Raw genomic sequence first — 18,826 nt, forward strand, 5'->3', positions numbered from 1 at the left:
CGTGCTTCTCCGCGGCTTCGCCGAGGTTGTGCCAAAGATGCCATCGGTCGGCGACCTGGAGTGCCTGGAGGGCGTCTCGGGTGGCGCCTTCGGTGAAGAAGGGGGGCGCGGTCGCGGCAGACCACCTCGATGTCGGGCCGCTCGGCGAGCCAGGCGGCGAGCGTGTCCGCCTTGCGGTCGGGGAGGAGGTCGATCGGACGACGTGTTGCGACGTCGACAAGGACAGTTCCGTAGATCCGCCCCTTGCGCTGGGCGTATTCGTCCACGCCTACCACACGTTGGGCGACGGTTGCAGGGTCCGGAAGTGAGCCGATCAGCCTCAGCAGGGTGTTCCTGCTGACTGTGGCCTTGAAAGCATCCGTCATGCGGGCGCCGGCCCGGCCTGCGAGCGCGAGGCCAACCGACACTAGCGTCGATCGCAGCCGCTCAGTGCGTCGCCCGAACCGGCGGGTGAGCCCAGGCACTTGCTCGGCGAACGTCTTGCGGTGGCAGCAGTCATCCGCGCAGACGAATCGCCGCACCCGTAGCGACACCACGACGACCTTGCCCACCGCTGGCAAATCACGAGGAAACCGCACGTAGGAGCCATGTATTCGCCCTGACCAACATCCGCACCCCGGGCAGGCGGCCCGCACTGCGGTGGTCCGAGCCCCGACCCGGACCACGGTGTCGGTCACTTCGACTGACTCATGAACCGACCCTCGTCCGAAACTCAACTCGTCACCGTGAACCATGTCGGGCGACGGTCCGGCGCCGGATGCGGGCAGGCGCCAGAACGTGCCGGCTCCGGCGGGCGTGATCACGCGCAGGGACTGCACGAAGTCGTCGATGTGGGTGTGGATGGTGGCGTAGTGGCCGTCGGCACGGGTGGCCAGCCAGCCGCCGAGGGTGGAGAACTCGAAGCTGCGATCGTCGGTGGCCGCTCGACGAGGTGGCCGAGTTCGAAGCGGGCGCCTGCTCGGACGAGGGCGACGAGGTGGGGTGCGTTCACGGCTCGCCAGCGGGCCTGCGCGGACTCGACGAGCTTGAAGACCATCGCCAAGGCGGCGGCTCGGGAGCCAGCGCCTTTGGTGACCTTGGTCCGTAGGCGGACGGTCGCGAAGGTTGACTCGATCGGGTTCGTGGTGCGCAGGTGGATCCAGTGTTCGGCGGGGAAGTCGTAGAACGCCAGGAGCTCGTCCTCGTCATCGGCGATCTTCTTGACGGCCTTGGGGAACTTCGCGCCGCACTGATTGGCGAACGCGGCGACCGCCTGAGCGGCGTTGCTCCTTGTCCTCGGCGTTGCAGATGTCCTGGATGGCCCTCTTCGCCGCGGGCTGGGCCGACTTCGGCAGGGTGTCTAGGCACTTGACTGTTTTGTGAACCCAGCATCTTTGGTGGCGGGTTTCAGGGGAGACCTCATTGAGCGCGTTCCAGAAGCCGAGGGCGCCGGCAGCCACGGCGAGGACGGGAGCACACATGCCGCGGCGCTGGCAGTCCCGCAAAAGGCTCGCCCAGGACTCCGCGGACTCGCGGTTGCCGTCCGTCATCGCGATCGGCTCCTCGGTGCCGTCCGCGCGCACGCCCATGACGACCAGGACCGCGGCCTTCGCCTCTTCGAGACGGATCCGCAGGTGGATACCGTCGGAGGTGGAGCCGGACGCCTGCGTCGGTCAAGCCCCGCAGCCGGCGCCAGGCCGTCACTCCGGAGCAGCCCACTCTCTCCGCGGGAACGTCCCGCCAGGACAACCGGTTCGCAGCACTTACATCACGTCGGCCGGCGCTGCCCGGTCGGGAACGCGTAACCGTCCCGGATGGCGTCGGCGCCGCTCGGGAGCAGGCGGCAACAGCGGACCCCGCGAGGGACGCGCTCCACGGTACGAGGCCGTGGAGCGCGCCGACGCGGTCCTCAGGACGTCACGTCGGTGACCTTCCACCGTTGATTGGAACCGGAGTTGGGCTGCCAGGTCCCGACGGGCGCGCCCTCGTGCGTGGCCTGTCCGCCGACCTCGAGGAGTCGGCCCGTACCGGCGTTGACGAGCGTGTACGTGCCGTCACCCGTCGTCGACAGGATCCACTGCGTGGCCGCGTCCCGCTCGTCGGTGTCGGGTTCGACGACCGGTGCACCGTCGCGGACGGCCAGCCGCCTGCCGTCGGCGGCGCTGGTGAAGACGTGCCGCCTGCGGTTCGCCGGTCCTTCACCGCTGATCTGCGCGAGCCGCCACCGCTGACCGGCCGCGCCCGTCCCCGACTCGATGACGAGTGTGCTGCCGTCGTCGGCGACGGTGAGGTCCTTGCCGCTCTGTACGCCGGTCAGCTCGTACGTTCGTCCCTTGCGCAGCGTCGCGGCGTCCTTCGTGACCCCGGACACGCCCTTGATCACGAACGTGGTCACCGACTGCGCGGGCACCGTGAAGGTGGCCGTACGGCCCGTCACCGCGACCGGCGTCTGCTCGGCCAGCTTGCCGTCCGTGCTGGTCACGACCGGGGTGACGGTCGCGCCCTGGCGTACGGTCGCGAACTTCGACAGGTCGAGCGTCACCGTGCGGGAGGACGTGGTGCTGTTGACGTGGACGACGGTGGCGCCGTTGCCGCCACGGGTGACGGCCGCGGTGCTGCTCGTGTCGTCGGTCTTGATGAGATGGTCGCCGGGACGGATGTAGTGGGTGAAGTTCCGGGCGGTGTCGAACTTCGTGTTCGTGTGGACCGGGCAGGTCTCCAGGGTGTCGTCGGGGCCGGCGCTGAAGGAGACTTGGATCTCGCCCCAGTTGCCTCCCTCGGCGGATTCCCCGCCGGGCTTCATGTTGTCCCAGTCCTCGACGGGCTGCCAGAACACCCAGGCGGTGGGCTCCAGTTCGCGCAGGTCGTCGACGATGTGCTGGGCGAGCCCGAGTCCGGGGCGCATGTCGGTGAAGGATTGGCCGTCGCCCCAGTCGCCCTCGACCTCGCTCATCCACAGCGGCTTGCCGTCGGCCTTGGCGAGGTCGCGGACGGAGGTCCGGCCGCCGGTGCCGTACGTGTGGACGTTCATCTGGGCGACGTGGCTCTTCACGTCGGCCGGGTAGCTGGTCCAGTTCGTGGCGAAGGTTGTCGGGTTGGTCTCGTCCATTGCTGAGACGACTGCCGTCGTCCGCGCCTTCTTGAGCGCGGTGTGCAGCGCGGGCACGATCTTCTGCTGGAGGGCGGGGCCGATGTGACAGCCCTCCTGACGGCCACCGGTCGGATTCCCGTCGGCACCCAACTTCGTACCCCAGTAGCTGGTGTTGGGCTCGTTGCACGGGTCGACGGTCTTCACCTTGATGCCGTGCGCCTTCTCCAGGCGCCGCGTCGCCCCGGCCAGATAGGTGGCGAAGTCGTCGACGGACGCCTCCTTCAACTGGTCTTTCGACGCGTCGAAGCCGCCGGAGACGTAGCCGCTGACCGTCATGAAGTACGGCGGCGAGTTGGAGAACGTCTCCCAGTGGGTGATGTCCTTCTTGATCCGGTCCACCCACCAGCGCTGGGTCGCGTCGGCGTCCCCGTTCCAGTGGTCCCCGTTGTCGGGGTCCCACCAGTCGGTGTCGGTGCGGGTGGTGCCCTCGGGCGCCTTCCACCAGCCCTCGACGGCGCCGCCCGGCCTCAAGTAGGCCGGTACGTCGGGTGCGTTGCCGCCGCCTATGTTGTAGCGGGCGATGTTGAGGGCGAGGCCGTCACGGCCGAAGACGAGGTCGGCTATCCGCTCGCGGATCTCGTCCGGGTAGTGTCCGGTCGCGTTCGCGAACCAGACCAGGCTGGTGCCCCACCCCTCGAACCGCTCCTGCCGGTACGAGGGGTCGGGGGTGACCGTGACCGTCGCGGCGGCCGCCGCGGCGGCGAGCGGTGCGGCTGAGAGCTGGGTTCCTGCGGCTGCGGCCGTGGCCGCGGCGATGCCGATGAACCGTCTGCGGGTCAAGCGCGCCAACGTGTGCTCCTAATGTCGTGGTGTGGGTGGAGTGTCGGTGGTGCGAGAGCGGGTGGATTCAGGAGGCGGACTGCCGCAGGACGGCGACCTGGCGGGGCGCCAGGACGAGGCCGTCGCCCTCGGACCGCGGCGCGACGAGCACGTCACCGGTCAGGCCCGGCAGCGCCACCTGCTCGTCGCTCCGGTTGACCAGGAACAGATAGCGGTACTCGGTGTCGCGCCGAACGGCGTGTTCCACCAACCCCCGTGCGTGTTGTGGGAGTTCGCTGGTCACCCCGGCGGGCGCGAGCAGCTCGGGCAGCAGCACGGTCAGCCCGTCGGCGCCGAGCCGGGTGGACACGTATGTGGCCGAGCCACGGCCCGTGCCGCGCCGGGTGACGGCAGGGCGCGACGCGTACGTGCCGGTGCGGTAGCCTGCCAGGACCTCGACGTCCGTGCCGGTGACGGAGATCCGGTCGGTCCACAGGCTGCCGGTGGTGCCGTTGTCCAGGTCGACGGTGTCGCCGTCGAGCAGTGGCCCGAACTCCTCGATGCGGATGCCGAGGACGTCGCGCAGTGCGCCCGGGTAGCCGCCGAGCCAGACGTGGTCGTTCTCGTCGACGATCGCGGAGAAGTATGTGGTGACGAGGTGGCCGCCGCCCTCGACGTACCGGGTGAGTTCCTTGGCGAGCGGCTGTGGCACCACGTGCAGGACGGGCGCGATGACGACGTCGTACGCGGACAGGTCGGTGCGGTGGGCGGGCACCACGTCGGCGCGGTGGCCGAGACGAAGCAGCGCCGAGTACCAGTCGAGGGCCTCGCGGTGGTAGTCGAGGCGGGAGGTCGGGTGGGAGTCCTGCTCGCCGGCCCACCAGGAGTCCCAGTCGAAGAGGATCGCCACACGGGCAGGTTCGCGCTCGCTGCCGGCGATGGGGGCGAGCGCGTCGAGGGTGCGGCCCAGCTCGACGACGGAGCGGAAGAGTTCACTGTCGGCTCCGGCGTGCGGGACCATCGCCGAGTGGTATTTCTCGGCTCCGGCCGCCGACTGGCGCCACTGGAAGAAGCAGACGGCGTCGGCGCCGTGCGCGACGTGCAGCAGCGAGTCGCAGGCCAACTCTCCGGGCGTTTTGGGTGGGTTGACGGGCTGCCAGTTCACGGCGCTGGTGGAGTGCTCCATCAGGAACCAGGGGCGGTGTCCCGCGATGCCGCTGCTGAGGTTGGCGGAGAAGGAGAGTTCGTCGCGGTCCTGCGGTCCGGGGGTGACGTAGTGGTCGTTGGCTACGAAGTCGACCTCGTCCGCCCAGTCCGCGTAGTCCATGCCCTTGGTGCCCGGCATCACCATGAAGTTGGTGGTGACCGGCGTGTCCGGGGTGAGCTCGCGCAGGATCTCTCGCTCGGCGAGCAGGTGGTCCTTGAGCGCATCCGACGAGAAGCGCTTGAAGTCGAGCTGCTGGGTCGGGTTCGGGTGCGAGGCGGCGAGCCGCGGCGGCAGTATCTGCTCCCAGTCGCTGTAGCGCTGGGACCAGAAGGCCGTCCCCCAGGCGTTGTTGAGGGCGTCGAGCGTGGTGTAGCGGCGGCGCAGCCAGGACCGGAAGGTGCGGGCGGCGTCGTCGGAGTAGTCGTAGACGTTGTGGCAGCCCAGCTCGTTGTTGACGTGCCAGGCGACCAGGGCGGGGTGATCGGCGTAGCGGGACGCGAGGCGGCGGACGAGGTTCAGGGCGTGCTCGCGGAAGGCGGGCGAGGTGGGCCGCCAGTGCTGCCGGGCGCCCGGCCACAGTGTCTCGCCCCTCGCGGTCACCGGCAGGATCTCCGGGTGCGCGGTGGTGAGCCACGGCGGCGGCGACGCGGTGGCGGTGGCCAGGTCGACGCCGATGCCGCCCGCGTGCAGCAGGTCCATGATCTCGTCGAGCCAGCCGAAGTCCCAGGTGTCGGCGGTGGGTTGGAGCCGTGCCCAGGAGAAGATGGCGAGGGAGACGACGTTCACCCCGGCCTCACGCATCAGCCGGATGTCGTCCGCCCACACCTCCCGTGACCACTGCTCGGGGTTGTAGTCGGCTCCGTAGCCGAGGCGCCGGGTGCCGTCCGAGCCCTTCGCGTACGGGAAACGAGAGGTGAGGGGGGCGGTCATGCGCGTCCTTTCGGGGAGCGGTCTTCCACAGGTGCGGTCGCGGGAGGCGGCGGGCTACTTCTCGACGGTGAAGCCCTGCTCGGTGCCGTACTTGACGGACGCGTCCTGCCAGGACTTCAGCCCGGCGGTGAGCTTGGTCGAGGAGACGTACGCCTTGCCGACGGTGTCGTTGAAGATCGAGTTGGAGTACACCTGGTACGGCAGGTACTTCCAGTCGGTGGGCACACTCTTCGCGGACTCGGCGAAGACCTTGTTGGCCTTCTGGCCCCCGAAGTACGGGAACTCGGTGTTCTGGAACGACGAGGAGTTCAGGTCCTTCGTCGTCGCGGGGAACGCGCCGTTCTTGATGCGGGTCTGCACGCCCGCACCGGAGTTGGCGTACTCGACGAACGCGTAGGCGAGTTCCTTGTTCTTGCCGAGCTCGGGCAGCGCGAGCGAGCTGCCGCCGTTCTCGGAGCTGGTGTGCGCGCCCTTCTCCCACTGCGGCATGGGGGCGACGCGCCAGTCGCCGGAGGCGCTCTTCACGCCGGAGGCGAAGTTGGCGGGCATCCAGGCGCCGGTGGGCAGCGTGGCGATGGTTCCGTCGCCGAGGCCCTTGTACCAGTCATCGGTCCAGCCGGTGACGGGCGCGACGAGCTTCTCGTCGATCAGTTTCTGCCAGGTGTCGGTGTACTTCTTCGCACCCGCGTCGGTGAAGTCGATGCCGACCTTGGTGCCGTCGACCTTGTACGGGTGCGAACCGGCCTGCCACAGCAGGCTGGTGGTCAGGCCCGCGTCGCCGGCGTCGCTGGTGATGTACGCCTTCGGGTCGGCCTTGTGCAGCTTGCGGGCGGCCTCGACGTACTCGTCCCAGGTCGTCGGGACGGCGATCTTGTACTTGTCGAAGACCTTCTTGTTGTAGAAGAGCGCCATCGGGCCGGAGTCCATGGGCAGGCCGTAGACGCCGGCGCCGGACTTCACCGAGTTCCACGGCCCGGGCGAGTACGATTCCGCCAGCTTCTCGGCACCGTACGCCTTGAGGTCGGTGATCTGCTTCGTCAGGGCGTACTGGCCGAGCGCGTAGTACTCGATCTGCGCGACGTCCGGGACGCCCTTCTTCGCCGAGATCGCGTTCGACAGAGCCTTGTACTGGTCGTTGTTGGTGCCCGCGTTGACCAGCTTGATGTCGACCTTCGGGTACTTCTTCTCGAAGTCGGCGGCGACCTGCTTCAGCGTGGGCTCCCACGCCCACACCGTGACGGTGCCGCCCTTCTTCAGCGCCGACTGGATGTCGGCCGAACTGACCTGCTTGTCACTCGAGGCGTCGTTGTCGGAGCCGCCGCAGGCGGTGGCCCCGAGGGCGACGGCGCAGAGGAGACCTATGCCGCGCAGCAGGCGGCGGGAGTTCTTGGGCATGGGCATGGCTTCCACTTCTTCGTGGTCCTACAGAGGGTGTACGGGGCGTGAACTGCGGTGCTGCGCCTACTCCTTGACGCTTCCGGCGGAGAGCCCGGACTGCCAGTACTTCTGGAGCAGCAGAAAGGCGGCGATCAGCGGCACGATGGTGAGCAGTGAGCCGGTGAGCACCAGGTGGGGTATGGCCTCGCCGCCGGCCGTCTGCGCCTGCTTGTTCCAGGAGTCCAGACCGAGCGTGAGCGGATACCAGTCGGGGTCCTTCAGCATGATCAACGGCAGGAAGTAGTTGTTCCAGGTCGCGACCGTGGTGAAGAGCAGGACGGTGACCGTGCCGGGCGCGAGCAGCGGCAGGGCGACCTGGAAGAAGGTGCGCAGCTCGCTCGCGCCGTCGATGCGGGCGGCCTCCATCAGCTCGGTGGGGATCGCCTCGGCGGCGAACACCCACATCAGATACAGGCCGAACGGCGAGATCAGCGACGGGATGATGACGGCCCACGGGGTGTCGGTGAGCCCCATCTTGCTGAACATCAGGAACGTGGGGACGGCAAGGGCCGTGCCCGGCACCGCGACCGCCCCGATGACGACGGCGAACACGGCGCGCTTGCCGGGGAAGGCGAACTTGGCGAGCGCGTATCCGCCGAGGACCGCGAGGAAGGTGGCGCCGCCCGCGCCCACCACCACGTACAGGAGCGTGTTGAGGAGCCAGCGGCCGAAGACGCCGTCCTGGTACGTGAAGGTCTCGCCGATGTTGTGCCAGAGGTCGAAGTTCCCGTCGAACCACAGGCCGAACGAACGGGCCAGTCCCTGCTGGGACTTGGTGGCACTGATCAGGAGCCACACGAGCGGCAGCAGACTGTAGACGAGGACGACACCGGTGAGCACGGTCAGCAGGACGCTGCGCCGGGGAGGGCCGGGTATCCGGCGGCGCGGTGAACGCAGCCGCGGGGCGTCGGACTTGAGCGGTGCCGTCGGCCGCACGGAGCCGGTGGTGGTGGTCATCGCGCTCACGCTCCCTTGCGCATGCCGCGCAGCTGGACCACGTAGGCGACGATCATCGTGATCACGCCCATGACGATGGCGACCGTCGCGGAGTAGTTCTGCTGCTGACCCGAGAAGGACAGCGAGTACGTGTAGAAGTTCGGGGTGTAGTCGGTGGTGATCGCGTTCGGCGCTAGCTTCTGGAGGATGGCGGGCTCGTTGAAGAGCTGGAAGCTGCCGATGATCGAGAAGATCGTGGCGATGACGAGGGCGCCGCGGATCGCGGGAAGCTTGATGGCCGTGATGATGCGCCACTGTCCGGCGCCGTCGATCTCGGCCGCCTCGTACAGCGAGTGCGGTACGACGCGCAGCGCGGCGAAGAAGATCAGCATGTTGTAGCCGACGAACTCCCAGGTCACGATGTTGCCGATGGACGCGAGGACCAGGTCGGCGGACAGTGGGTCGGGCAGCTTCACGCCGAACGCGTCGTTGACGTCGCCGACCAAGCCGTAGCGGGTGCCGTACATGAAGCCCCACATGAGGGTCGCGACGACGGCGGGTACCGCGTAGGGCAGGAAGACGGTGATCCGGAAGAAGTCCTTGCCGTAGAGGCGGCCGCTGTCGATCGCGAGGGCGACGAGCAAGGCGATGCCGAGCATGATCGGCACCTGGATCAGCAGAAACAGTCCGACGCGGACGACTCCGTCCCAGAACTGGCCGTCTTGCAAGGCCTGTTGGTAGTTGTCCAGACCCACGAAGGTGGTGCCGCCGATGAGTTGTGTGCGAAACAGGCTCAGATAGACCGAGTACGCGAGCGGCGCCAGGAAGACCAGGGCGAAGACGAGCACGAAGGGGCCGATGAACCCCCACCCCGTCCACGAGCGGCGCGCCCTGCGTACCGGTGGCCCGGCCGGTCGCGGCCTTGCGGCGGCCGGCGGCTGAAGCGTCGTCATCTCGCGTCCCTCGCTCGTACGTGTCTCGCGGATGGTGCTCGGATGTTTGCGTAAACATTCCGGCGCGCAAGCGACCGACAGGTATTATGTTTGCGTAAACATTCGGTGGCGGCATGTCTACACTGCCTCGCAGAGGACGGTCAAGAGTCGCCCGTGAACGATCAACTCGACTGGTGAGGCCAACGGTGGGAGCAACGGACAGAGCCCCGGAGCGCGGCAGGACCCACGCCCGGCGCCGCACACACAACGCGTCCATGGCCGACGTCGCCCGGGTCGCCGGTGTCTCGTCCCAGACGGTCTCCCGCGTCTCGAACGGCTTTCCCGGCGTCAACGAGGAGACACGCGAGCGGGTCCTCGCCGCCATGAAGGACCTCGGCTACCGCCCCAACAGTGCGGCGCGGGCGCTGAAACGGGGCGACTTCCGCACCATCGGCGTGATCACGTTCACGCTCTCCACGACAGGCAACATGCGCACGCTGGAGGCCATCGCGACCTCGGCCGCGCAGGAGGGCTACGCGGTCACGCTCCTCCCCGTCGCGGTGCCCACCCAGGACGAGGTGCGCGGCGCGTTCTCGCGCCTCGGCGAACTGGCGGTGGACGCGGTCATCGTCATCATGGAGGTCCATCTGCTCGACTCGGCGAGCCTCACGCTGCCGCCCCACGTGAAGGTCGTGGTCGCGGACTCGGACGCCGATGACCGTTACGCGGTGGTGGACACGGACCAGGCGGGCGGCACCCGCGACGCGGTACGCCACCTCCTCGACCTCGGCCACCGCACGGTCTGGCATCTGGCGGGCCCCTCCGAGTCGTTCGCCGCGCAGCGCCGAACGGATGCGTGGCGCAGGGCACTTGAGGCCGCGGGCCGCGCGGTCCCACCGCTGGTGCGCGGCGACTGGTCGGCCGATTCGGGCTACCGCGCGGGCCTGCGCCTGGCCGAACAGGGCGACTGCACCGCGGTGTTCGCGGCGAACGACCAGATGGCGCTCGGCCTACTGCGGGCCCTGGAGGAGCGGGGCCGCAGGGTCCCCGAGGACGTTTCGGTCATCGGCTTCGACGACATTCCTGACTCTGGCTCGTTCCAGCCGCCGCTCACCACGGTCCACCAGGATTTCGCGGAGGTCGGCCGCCGCTGCGTGGAGAGCGCGCTGCGTCAGGTCCGGCAGGGCGAGGCGGAACCCGGTACCACGCTGGTGCCGACACGGCTGGTCGTGCGGGAGAGCACGGGACGACCGCCGTCGCGAGAAGGCGGGCGAGGCTAGGCAGTTCCGTTGGGAAGAGCTGGTCGTTGGTGCCGGGACGCCGGTTGCGGCTGAGACGGACGTGACGGTTATTCATGAAGTCGCGGTGCCAGCGCAGGACAGTGTCCGGGGAGACGATGAGCCGCAGCCGGCGCAGGGCGGCTTGTGGCAGCGGGGCGAGGAGGGCGGCTAGGAAGGTGCGGTCGGCCGCCTGAAAGCCGGGGTGCTGGTTGCCGGGCCGACGTTGCAGGACGGCGAGCTGGTGATGCAACGCGAGGATTTCGATGTCCTTGTCGTGGTCGCTCATAGGGATCAGTCGCAGGGCGGTGAAGGCGTGAGTGACGGCAGTGCAGGCCAGGCGTACGAGCATGAGCGGTGATCATTGCCGACCGTTGTCGTCGGCGCGGTAGCGGGGCTGAACTGCACCGACGTAATATTCGGCACCCACACGCAGCACCGCGTTCTCATGCCGTAACGCGAGGACCTCTGCGTCCTTGGCCACGTGGGTGCGGAGTACGGCAGAGGGCACCTTGATCAGATTCCGGACCAGCGTGGTGACGATCGACAGCGACATCGAAGGATCATCCCAGGCGCCATTGAGGCTGTTGCCCCGCGTGGAGAAGCTGCAGGCCAGAGCCGGAATCGTATTTCCGAGCGGGACACCTCCTGGACCACACCCTCATCTGGAACGAGCGCCACCTGCGCCATGCCCTCCGCCAGTTCGAGCTGCACTACAACACCCACCGGCCCCACCAAGCGAATGATCAGGCAGCACCCTTGCGCGCCGTCCCGGAACCGCGCACTCCCGCACATCTCACCCCGCTGAAGGTACGCCGGAAAGACCGCCTCGGCGGAGCCGTCCACGAATACCAACATGCCGCCTGAACTGCGCGGATGGAGTTTTCGGCAGGCACAGAGTTCTGCAGCCACCGCAACGAGAAGTGCGGGCGGCGATGCGCGCCCGCGAGGGCATTCGCGTCAAGCCAGGAGAGCGTGGGCCCGGTCTGGCGACTGCACGAGGAACGGCTCGGCGTCGGCGACGCCGGGATCATCCGCGCCCGGCCCCGCGATCTTCGGGGGCCGGGAACGCGGGTGGTCAGGCGTCGTTGCCCGGCGCGGAGCCCGTGGCCGCGCCCCCGCGCAGTGCCTCGGAGATTTGCTGTGCGGTCGCCACCGCCCGGTCGGTGTAGGCCTTGCGGCGGGCGTCGTCGAGGCGGAACTCCGGGCAGGACAGGGAGAGGGTGGCGACCGTGCGGTCGTCGTCCCGGATGGCGGCCGAGACGGCCCATATGCCTTCGTCGATCTCCTCGTGGCTGATGTCCCAGCCGCGCTCGTCGGCGATGTCGACGCCCTGCAGGAACTCCTCATGCCCGTGCAGCGGCGGCACGGCGCCGGAGGCGAGCGCCCGGTCGACGTAGCGCTCCCGCTCGGCGGGCGACAGGCCGCCGAGCAGCACGCGCGCACTGGCACCGCGCAGCGGCGGCAGGTTCTGTCCCACCTCGAACGACAGCCGGTACGGACGGCTGCTCTCGGCGCCGTGCACGCACACGGGAAGCCCCTGTATCAGACGGATGAGCAGCACCGTCTCGGAGACCTCGTCGGCCAGGGCGCGCAGGAAGGGGTCCGCGACCTCGGCCAGTGAGGTGCCCTGCCGGGCCGCGCGGCCCAGCGCCGCCACCCGCATCGTCAGCCGGTAGCGCCCCCGGGTGTCCTCCTCCACCAGGGCCATGTCGCGCAGCAGCGCCACATAGCGGTGGGCGGTGGGAACCGGGATGCCGACCGTATCGGCCAGTTCGCGCACCGACGCCATCGGTCGCTGTTCGGTAAACGCGAACAGCACTTCCAGGGCCCTGCGTCCACTGTCCGCCCCCGCCCGACCACCGGCCATTTTGTCGCTCCTCGCCCATTGACGTGCGCTAAGTCGCCACCTACTGTAGCCGAACCGCAGGGCGATAACGCATTATCGCAGAGCGATAGAAAGCGAGTTCAGAGTGAGCGACACCGAGATGACAGGGACACCTGCCGAGGCCCGCGCGAGCGTGGCCCTGCCAGGCGCACGGAGCGAGCTGAGGACCCTCCCCCTGCGCGAGGCGGGCCCGGGGGAGGGGTGGCTGCGGGTCACCGCCTCCGGCATCTGCGGCACGGACGTCTCCCTTTTCGCGAAGGGCGTCCCGGAGCCGACCGTGCTGGGCCACCACGTCGTTGGCCGCATCGCCGCCGCGGCCCCCGACCAGGGGAAGCGGACCTGGCAGGGCCGGGTCGGCGACCGGGTCGTCATCGAGGAGTACCTGCCGTGCGGGACCTGCCCGTCCTGCACGTCGGGTGCCTACCGCCTGTGCCCGCAGACCGACCTGTGGGGCGGCGGCCGCCGCGTCGGCACCCTGCCGGCCTCCGAAGCGCCGGGCCTGCACGGCGGGAACGCCGAATACCTGCTCCTGCAGCCCAACACCGTGGTACACCCGCTGCCGCCCGAGCTGTCCGAGGAACTGGCCGCCTGGGTGCTGCCCTACGCCAACGCCCTTGACTGGACCCTGCGCGCGGGCGCCGTTCGCAAGGGCGAGACCGTCGTCATCCTCGGCCCCGGCTACCACGGGCTCGCCGTGGCGGCCGCGGCGCGCTACGCCGGAGCCGAGACGGTGGTGGCCGGGCTGCGCCGCGATCGCACCCGCCTCGAGATCGCCGAGCGCCTCGGTGCCGTGACCGTCGCGGCCGACACCGGCGCCGAACTCGCCGAGGGCGTGCGCCGCGTGCTCGGTTCGCGGGCCGCGGACTGTGTCGTCGACTCCGTCGGGTACGCCCCGCACGTCATCGGCGTCGCCGTCGGCCTGCTCGGCCAGGGCGGGCGCCTGGTGCTCACCACGCCCAAGCAGCCCGCCGCGGTACCGATCGACACCCGGGCCATGACCCGCGGCAACCTCCGGATCTCCGCCGTGCGCGGCCGCCGCCCCGAGTACGTCTCCCAGGCGATCGACTCGCTCGCCGGCGGCACCTCGGGCCTGCAGGAACTGCCCTCCGTCGCGGTCTCCCTCGAAGAGACCGGCGACATGCTCGCCCGGCTCGCCGCCGGCACCGGACCCGAGTCCCCGCACGTCGTGGTCCGCCCCTGAATCCACCGACCGGCCGGACGACTCCGGGCCGGTCCGCCCCGCCGGTTCCGGCCGGCACACCGCACAACCTTGCACAACCAAGGAGTTTTGATGCTGACCCGTGAACAGAACGAGCGCCTCGTCCGCACCGGCCAGGGAACCGAGATGGGCACCCTGCTGCGCCGCTACTGGATTCCCGCCCTGCTCGCCGAGGAGCTGCCGGAGCCCGACTGCGCGCCGGTGCGCGTCCAGCTGCTGGGCGAGAAGCTGATCGCCTTCCGCGACACCCAGGGCCGGATCGGCCTGCTCGACGAGATGTGCAGCCACCGCACCGCCTCGCTGTTCTTCGGACGCAACGAGGAGTCCGGGCTGCGCTGCGCCTACCACGGCTGGAAGTACGACGTGGACGGGAACTGCGTGGACATGCCCTCCGAGCCGCCGGAGACGCGCATGTGCCAGAAGATCAAGCAGCCCGCCTACCCCTGCGTGGAGCGCGGCGGCGTCATCTGGACGTACATGGGCCCGCCGGAGCTCAAGCCCGAGCTGCCCGACCTTGAGTGGGCCGGCCTGCCGGAGAGCCACGTCTTCCTCTCCAAGCGCCGGCAGATGACCAACTTCATGCAGGCGATGGAGGGCGGCATCGACTCCAGCCACGTCTCCTTCGCCCACCGCTTCAACCTGGACGACGACCCGATGCACTCGGGCACCGCGGGCAACGAGTACCTGAAGCAGGACACCCGGCCCAAGTTCGAGGTCGTGGAGTCCGACGGCGGCCTGCTCATCGGCGCGCGCCGTAACGCCGACGAAGAGAATTACTACTGGCGCATCACCCAGTGGATCATGCCCTGGTACACGATCATCCCGCCGTTCGGCACCCACAACCCGATGGGCGGCCACGCCTGGGTCCCGATCGACGACGAGACCTGCTGGGCCTGGTCGGTCAACTACCACCCGACCCGCCCACTCACCGAGGACGAGCTCGCCTCCCTGCGCAACGGCGACGGCATCCACGCCAAGTACATCCCGGGCACCTACGACACCCTGGCCAACGCCTCCAACGACTACCTCATCGACCGCCAGGCCCAGAAGGACAAGAAGTCCTTCTCCGGCGTCGAGGGCATCGCTGCCCAGGACTTCTCCCTGCAGGAGAGCATGGGCGCCATCGTCGACCGCACCAAGGAGCGGCTCGGCACCTCCGACGCGGCCATCATCCTCGCCCGCCGCAGGCTGCTGGCCGCCACCGAGCCCGCCGCCAGGGGCGAGGACGTCCCCGGCGTCAACAGCAAGCACCACGCCGTGCGCTCGACCTCCGTGCTGCTTCCGAAGTCCGTCCCGTTCCAGGACGGCGCCGCCGAGGTCCTCAAGGTGAAGGAAGGCGAGGACTTCTACTCCATCTGACCGCTCCCGCCCGGAAGTAGGCACCCACCGGAAGAAGACATCATGCCCAGCCATTCGTGGACCAGGCGGTCGTACGTGGCCGACGTACTCGTCGTGCCGCTGGACCCGACCGCCCGCGAGAACCTCGCCGAGCGGCGGGACGCCCTCGGCGGCGTCACCGTCGCCGACGGCGACCAGCTCGACGACGGCCTCCGCAAGGCCGTCGAGCAGGCCGACGCCATCACTCTGGTCACCTGCGACCTCTCTCTCATCGACCACGCCGCGGTTGCCGCCCTGGGAGAGGCCGCCCGCGCCGCCGGCATTCTGCTCGGCGCCGTCGTCGTCGCCCCCGGCCTGTCCTGGAGCAGTGACGACGAGTACGCGTCCGCCGCGGTGCTGCGCGAGTACGTCGACACCGTCGCCGTGCTGCGCGACCTGCCGCCCGTCCTGCACTTCCTGCAGGTGCTGCGGGGCGGTACCCGCGACTCGGAGGAGGAGTCATGACCATGCCCGACTGGCGGGAGGTGACCGTCACCCTGCTCGGCTTGGAGGCCGACGGCGTGGTCTCGCTCGTCCTCGCTCCGACCGACGGCGCCCCCCTGCCGGAGTGGGAGGCCGGAGCCCACATCGACGTGCGGCTGCCGTCCGGCACCGTGCGGCAGTACTCGCTGTGCGGCGAGCCGGGCGACCCCGCGTACACCATCGCCGTACTGCGGGAGGCCGACGGGCGTGGAGGATCCGCCGAGATCCACGACACCGCGCTCATCGGCCGCACCCTTTCCATCCGCGGCCCGCGCAACCACTTCCCGCTGGAGTCCGCCGTCCACCAGGTCCTCGTCGCGGGTGGCATCGGGATCACCCCAGTGCTCGCCATGGCACGCGAGGCCACGGCGCGCGGCGACTCCTGGGAGCTCCACTACGGCGGGCGCGCCGTCACCACCATGGCCTTCGTCGATCAGGCCCGTGCGCTGGCCGAGTCAGTGGGTGCGCCGTTCCGCCTCAGTGCGGGGCAGCCGCTGGACCTCCCCGCCCTGGTGCGGGACGTGCCCGAAGGCGGCGCGATCCACGCCTGCGGACCGCCGGGTCTGCTCGCCGCCCTGCGTCAGGAGATCGACGGCGCCCGGAGGGGGCTGCCGCTGTACACCGAGCAGTTCACCTCGGCGGGCACCGGCGCCGCCGCGTCCGAGCCCGAGGGCGCCGACGGCGAGCCCTTCGAGGCCTTCGAGGTCGAACTGGCCGGCACGGGAGCGACCGTGGTCGTCACCCCCGGCACCTCGATCCTCGAGGCTGTCCGCACCCTGCGGCCGGACGTCCTCTCCTCCTGCGAGGAGGGCTTCTGCGGCACCTGCGAGACCAAGGTGCTCGGTGGGACCCCGGTCCACGCCGATACCATCCTCTCGGAGCAGGAACGTGCCCAGAACGCGTCGATGATGATCTGCGTCGGCGGCTGCGCCTCCCAGCGACTGATCCTGGATCTGTGAGCCTGCCCGGTTCCACGTCCATGACCCGTCCCCCTTTCCTCCCCCTTCTGCTCCCTCTTCCGCAGCGGAGGTTCAACAGTGAACCCGCTTCACCTCACCCCCAGCCGGGCAGTCGCACCCTCCCCATACCGCTGGGTCGTGCTCGTCACGTGTTGGCTGTCCTTCACCCTGACGTCGATCGACCGCTCGACCTGGGGACCGGCCTCGGTCTTCGTCGGCGAGGGGCTGGCCGTGCCCGTGGCGAGCCTCGGTGTCTTCGCCACCGCGTATTACGTGGGTTACGTCATCTCGAACGCCATCGGCGGCATAGGTGTGGACCGCTTCGGCGCCCGTATCGTGCTCACCGTGTCACTGGCCGGTGCCGGTGTGTTCATGACCGCCTTCGGATCCACGAAGTCGGCGACCGTCGGCATCGCGGTGCAGGCGGTGGTCGGTCTCTTCGCCGGGGCCGACTACGCGGCCGGTATCCGCCTGATCTCCACCTGGTTCCCGAACAACAAACTAGGCATGCCGATGGGCGTCTTCACCACGGCGACCTCGCTCGGCACCGCCATAGCCAACGCCGTCGTGCCGGCCCTGATCGCCTGGCACGGCTGGGGGACCTCCTACCACCTCTTCGGCATCATCTCCGTCGTCGTGGCGGGGCTGCTGCTGTTCGTGCTCCGGAACGGTCCGCAGGAGGCGAAGGGCCAGAAGCGAGCCCCCGTCGTCGAGCGGAAACCCGGCGGGATACTCGGCCCCGATCTGCGCGCCTTCCTCCGCAACCGTGACGTGGTCCTCACCTGCCTGACCGGGTTCTGCGGCTTCTGGGGCCTGTACGGCTTCGTGACCTGGGCCAACGCGCTCATGATTAGGGGCCATGACATCGACGCCGGCACCGCGGGACTGGTCGTGGCGATCTTCGCCATCACCGCCGTCGCGGTGAAACCGCTGGTGGGCCTGATCACCGACCGCTTCTTCGGCGGCGCCCGCAAGACACCGAGCCTGGTGCTCTTCGCGGTGTTCGCGACCACCCTGGTGTGGTTCGGCAACGTGTCCTCGGCGACGGCCTTCATCTGGCTCGCACCCCTGCTCGGCGCCGCCGCCTACGGCTGGACCGCGCTCCTCGTCGCCCTCATCCCGCGTCTCGTGCCCAGTTCGGTGACGGGCAGCGTGGCGGGTATCTCCAACGCGATCTGGCAGCTCGGCAGCGTGCTCGTGCCGCTGGCAGTGGGCGCGGTGTTCTCCGCGACGTCGTCCTTCAACGCCGCCTTCCTCACCCTCGCCGCCGGTCCGGCCCTGGCCATCCTGTTCATGCTGCCGGTCCGCGACCGGGCGGGGGACCGGAAGCAGGCCACCTCGGCGGAGTCGGAGGAGAGGGTGCCCGAGTCCGTGTAGCCCCCGGCCTCGCGGCTCTGTGTGCGAAGGGCCCGCCCCCGTCCACGACCGGACGGGGGCGGGCCCTGAAGCAGACGATCGTCCTTCAGGACCGGCCGGACCTCAACCTCGTCTTCCGGCCGCGCCGCTGGGGCAACTTCCTTGCTGCGCAGGGCATCACGACCGGGCCCGCATTCCGTGAGGTCCTGCGTAGCTGCAAGGTCGCCTCGACAGAGACCCGAGCGAAGAAGGCGAGCAACCGCGGTGGTTATCTTCGCCCGCAGACCGTCAACGAGCGCGTGAAACATCGATTGGCGTTGCCGATCAATCTACTTGGGCCAAATATGCGGTCGCCCGCGCGTCCAGCACACCCACCACGGGAATCCCGCGGCGTCGGTAGGGAGACAGGAGCCGCCGCATATCGGCGACTGTCTGTTGCGCGCGGCCGGAGTACATGCCCTCCTCCATGGCGTCGAGGACGCCGGACCATGTTGAGCAGGCCTCCTCTACGCTGCCGTCGGCGATCTGTGTTGCTCCCATGTACCCGAGTGTGACTGCGTGCGTGCGCCGGAATGCTTCACCACGTGTGCGTACAGAGCGCCGGAACTGCCGCAGAGCGCCTTGCCGGTCGCCCAGGTCCCGCAGTGTGCATGCGGTCTCGTGGGCGAGGGATGCCTCGCCGAAGGAGAAGGTGCGGTTGGGTTCTTCGATCCCCTCGTGGGCCTTCGCCAGGGTCGTCCTCGGCACGCAGTAGAGCTTTTGTGCCTGCCTTGTTCATGCCGTTCGCTGCGAGCGACCGGGCGTGGACGACGCGCAGCAGCGCACGTTCTCGTGGCGTCGCGGCCGCATACCGTTCGCCTTCCACGGACCGCTGCGCGAGGGTCAAGGCTTCATGGGTGAAGCCGAGATCGATCGCCTGGTGAGCCATTGCTCGCA

At 69.3% G+C, this 18,826-nt stretch carries 14 protein-coding genes and 2 pseudogenes; 6 read left to right on the plus strand and 10 right to left on the minus strand.

Annotated features, from left to right (window positions below):
* Positions 1–4 precede the first annotated feature (4 nt).
* The 7 genes and pseudogenes from AC07EJ_RS28490 to AC07EJ_RS28520 form a co-directional block, all read right to left on the minus strand.
* A pseudogene (locus tag AC07EJ_RS28490) lies at positions 5–908 on the minus strand (ISL3 family transposase); the annotation flags it as partial.
* Positions 800–1,625: pseudogene (locus AC07EJ_RS28495) on the minus strand (IS256 family transposase); the annotation flags it as partial. The pseudogenes AC07EJ_RS28490 and AC07EJ_RS28495, both read right to left, overlap by 109 nt.
* Positions 1,626–1,888: 263 nt before the next feature.
* The gene (locus AC07EJ_RS28500) at positions 1,889–3,919 is read right to left on the minus strand and encodes an RICIN domain-containing protein (protein ID WP_389479614.1); all 2,031 of its coding nucleotides are present in this window, start codon (positions 3,917–3,919) and stop codon (positions 1,889–1,891) included.
* Positions 3,920–3,977: 58 nt separating this feature from the next.
* Positions 3,978–6,026, minus strand: coding sequence for a beta-galactosidase (locus tag AC07EJ_RS28505; RefSeq protein WP_389479616.1), 2,049 nt, complete (start codon positions 6,024–6,026; stop codon positions 3,978–3,980).
* Between the two features lie 54 nt (positions 6,027–6,080).
* A complete protein-coding gene (locus AC07EJ_RS28510; RefSeq protein WP_389479685.1) occupies positions 6,081–7,421 on the minus strand; it encodes an ABC transporter substrate-binding protein in 1,341 nt (446 codons plus the stop codon).
* 66 nt (positions 7,422–7,487) lie between these two features.
* A complete protein-coding gene (locus tag AC07EJ_RS28515) occupies positions 7,488–8,420 on the minus strand; it encodes a carbohydrate ABC transporter permease (protein WP_478885321.1) in 933 nt (310 codons plus the stop codon).
* A 5-nt stretch (positions 8,421–8,425) separates the two neighbouring features.
* Positions 8,426–9,352 (minus strand): carbohydrate ABC transporter permease, encoded by a 927-nt coding sequence (locus AC07EJ_RS28520; RefSeq protein WP_389479619.1) that lies wholly within the window; start codon positions 9,350–9,352, stop codon positions 8,426–8,428.
* Between the two features lie 254 nt (positions 9,353–9,606).
* Here AC07EJ_RS28520 and AC07EJ_RS28525 point away from each other — a divergent pair, with 254 nt between their 5' ends.
* Positions 9,607–10,611 carry a LacI family DNA-binding transcriptional regulator gene (locus tag AC07EJ_RS28525; RefSeq protein WP_389479621.1) on the plus strand — a complete coding sequence of 335 codons (1,005 nt, stop codon included), beginning with the start codon at positions 9,607–9,609 and terminating at the stop codon, positions 10,609–10,611.
* Positions 10,612–10,969: 358 nt separating this feature from the next.
* Here AC07EJ_RS28525 and AC07EJ_RS28530 read toward each other — a convergent pair whose 3' ends face one another.
* Positions 10,970–11,164: a hypothetical protein gene (locus AC07EJ_RS28530; RefSeq protein WP_393583775.1), complete on the minus strand. Its 195-nt coding sequence runs from the start codon at positions 11,162–11,164 to the stop codon at positions 10,970–10,972.
* A gap of 522 nt (positions 11,165–11,686) precedes the next feature.
* Positions 11,687–12,478 carry an IclR family transcriptional regulator gene (locus AC07EJ_RS28535; protein WP_393583774.1) on the minus strand — a complete coding sequence of 264 codons (792 nt, stop codon included), beginning with the start codon at positions 12,476–12,478 and terminating at the stop codon, positions 11,687–11,689.
* 103 nt (positions 12,479–12,581) lie between these two features.
* On the opposite strand from AC07EJ_RS28535, the gene AC07EJ_RS28540 reads away from it, so the two are divergent.
* The 5 genes from AC07EJ_RS28540 to AC07EJ_RS28560 all read left to right on the plus strand — a co-directional run bounded on the left by AC07EJ_RS28540 (position 12,582) and on the right by AC07EJ_RS28560 (position 17,911).
* Complete coding sequence (locus tag AC07EJ_RS28540) at positions 12,582–13,697, plus strand: zinc-dependent alcohol dehydrogenase (protein WP_478885322.1); 1,116 nt, start codon at positions 12,582–12,584, stop codon at positions 13,695–13,697.
* Between the two features lie 90 nt (positions 13,698–13,787).
* Positions 13,788–15,074 (plus strand): Rieske 2Fe-2S domain-containing protein, encoded by a 1,287-nt coding sequence (locus AC07EJ_RS28545; protein ID WP_478885323.1) that lies wholly within the window; start codon positions 13,788–13,790, stop codon positions 15,072–15,074.
* Between the two features lie 42 nt (positions 15,075–15,116).
* Positions 15,117–15,557 (plus strand): hypothetical protein, encoded by a 441-nt coding sequence (locus tag AC07EJ_RS28550; protein ID WP_393583771.1) that lies wholly within the window; start codon positions 15,117–15,119, stop codon positions 15,555–15,557.
* Positions 15,554–16,534, plus strand: a complete 981-nt coding sequence (locus AC07EJ_RS28555; RefSeq protein WP_478885324.1) for a PDR/VanB family oxidoreductase — start codon at positions 15,554–15,556, stop codon at positions 16,532–16,534. The genes AC07EJ_RS28550 and AC07EJ_RS28555 overlap by 4 nt, the downstream gene beginning before the upstream one ends.
* 138 nt (positions 16,535–16,672) lie before the next feature.
* Positions 16,673–17,911, plus strand: a complete 1,239-nt coding sequence (locus AC07EJ_RS28560; protein WP_478885325.1) for an MFS transporter — start codon at positions 16,673–16,675, stop codon at positions 17,909–17,911.
* 303 nt (positions 17,912–18,214) lie between these two features.
* Here AC07EJ_RS28560 and AC07EJ_RS28565 read toward each other — a convergent pair whose 3' ends face one another.
* Entirely contained in the window at positions 18,215–18,637 is a 423-nt protein-coding gene (locus tag AC07EJ_RS28565; protein WP_478885326.1) for a hypothetical protein, read from the minus strand.
* Positions 18,638–18,826 lie beyond the last annotated feature (189 nt).

This window comes from Streptomyces sp. NPDC045026, assembly GCF_056432625.1.

What these genes read in the sequence shown, in the direction of transcription:
- AC07EJ_RS28510 (WP_389479685.1), bottom strand. Translation starts at nt 7,421, where the DNA reads ATGCCCAAGAACTCCCGCCGCCTGCTGCGCGGCATAGGTCTCCTCTGC.
- AC07EJ_RS28525 (WP_389479621.1), top strand. Translation starts at nt 9,607, where the DNA reads ATGGCCGACGTCGCCCGGGTCGCCGGTGTCTCGTCCCAGACGGTCTCC.
- AC07EJ_RS28535 (WP_393583774.1), bottom strand. Translation starts at nt 12,478, where the DNA reads ATGGCCGGTGGTCGGGCGGGGGCGGACAGTGGACGCAGGGCCCTGGAA.
- AC07EJ_RS28530 (WP_393583775.1), bottom strand. Translation starts at nt 11,164, where the DNA reads ATGTCGCTGTCGATCGTCACCACGCTGGTCCGGAATCTGATCAAGGTG.
- AC07EJ_RS28515 (WP_478885321.1), bottom strand. Translation starts at nt 8,420, where the DNA reads ATGACCACCACCACCGGCTCCGTGCGGCCGACGGCACCGCTCAAGTCC.
- AC07EJ_RS28550 (WP_393583771.1), top strand. Translation starts at nt 15,117, where the DNA reads ATGCCCAGCCATTCGTGGACCAGGCGGTCGTACGTGGCCGACGTACTC.
- AC07EJ_RS28545 (WP_478885323.1), top strand. Translation starts at nt 13,788, where the DNA reads ATGCTGACCCGTGAACAGAACGAGCGCCTCGTCCGCACCGGCCAGGGA.
- AC07EJ_RS28505 (WP_389479616.1), bottom strand. Translation starts at nt 6,026, where the DNA reads ATGACCGCCCCCCTCACCTCTCGTTTCCCGTACGCGAAGGGCTCGGAC.
- AC07EJ_RS28520 (WP_389479619.1), bottom strand. Translation starts at nt 9,352, where the DNA reads ATGACGACGCTTCAGCCGCCGGCCGCCGCAAGGCCGCGACCGGCCGGG.
- AC07EJ_RS28555 (WP_478885324.1), top strand. Translation starts at nt 15,554, where the DNA reads ATGACCATGCCCGACTGGCGGGAGGTGACCGTCACCCTGCTCGGCTTG.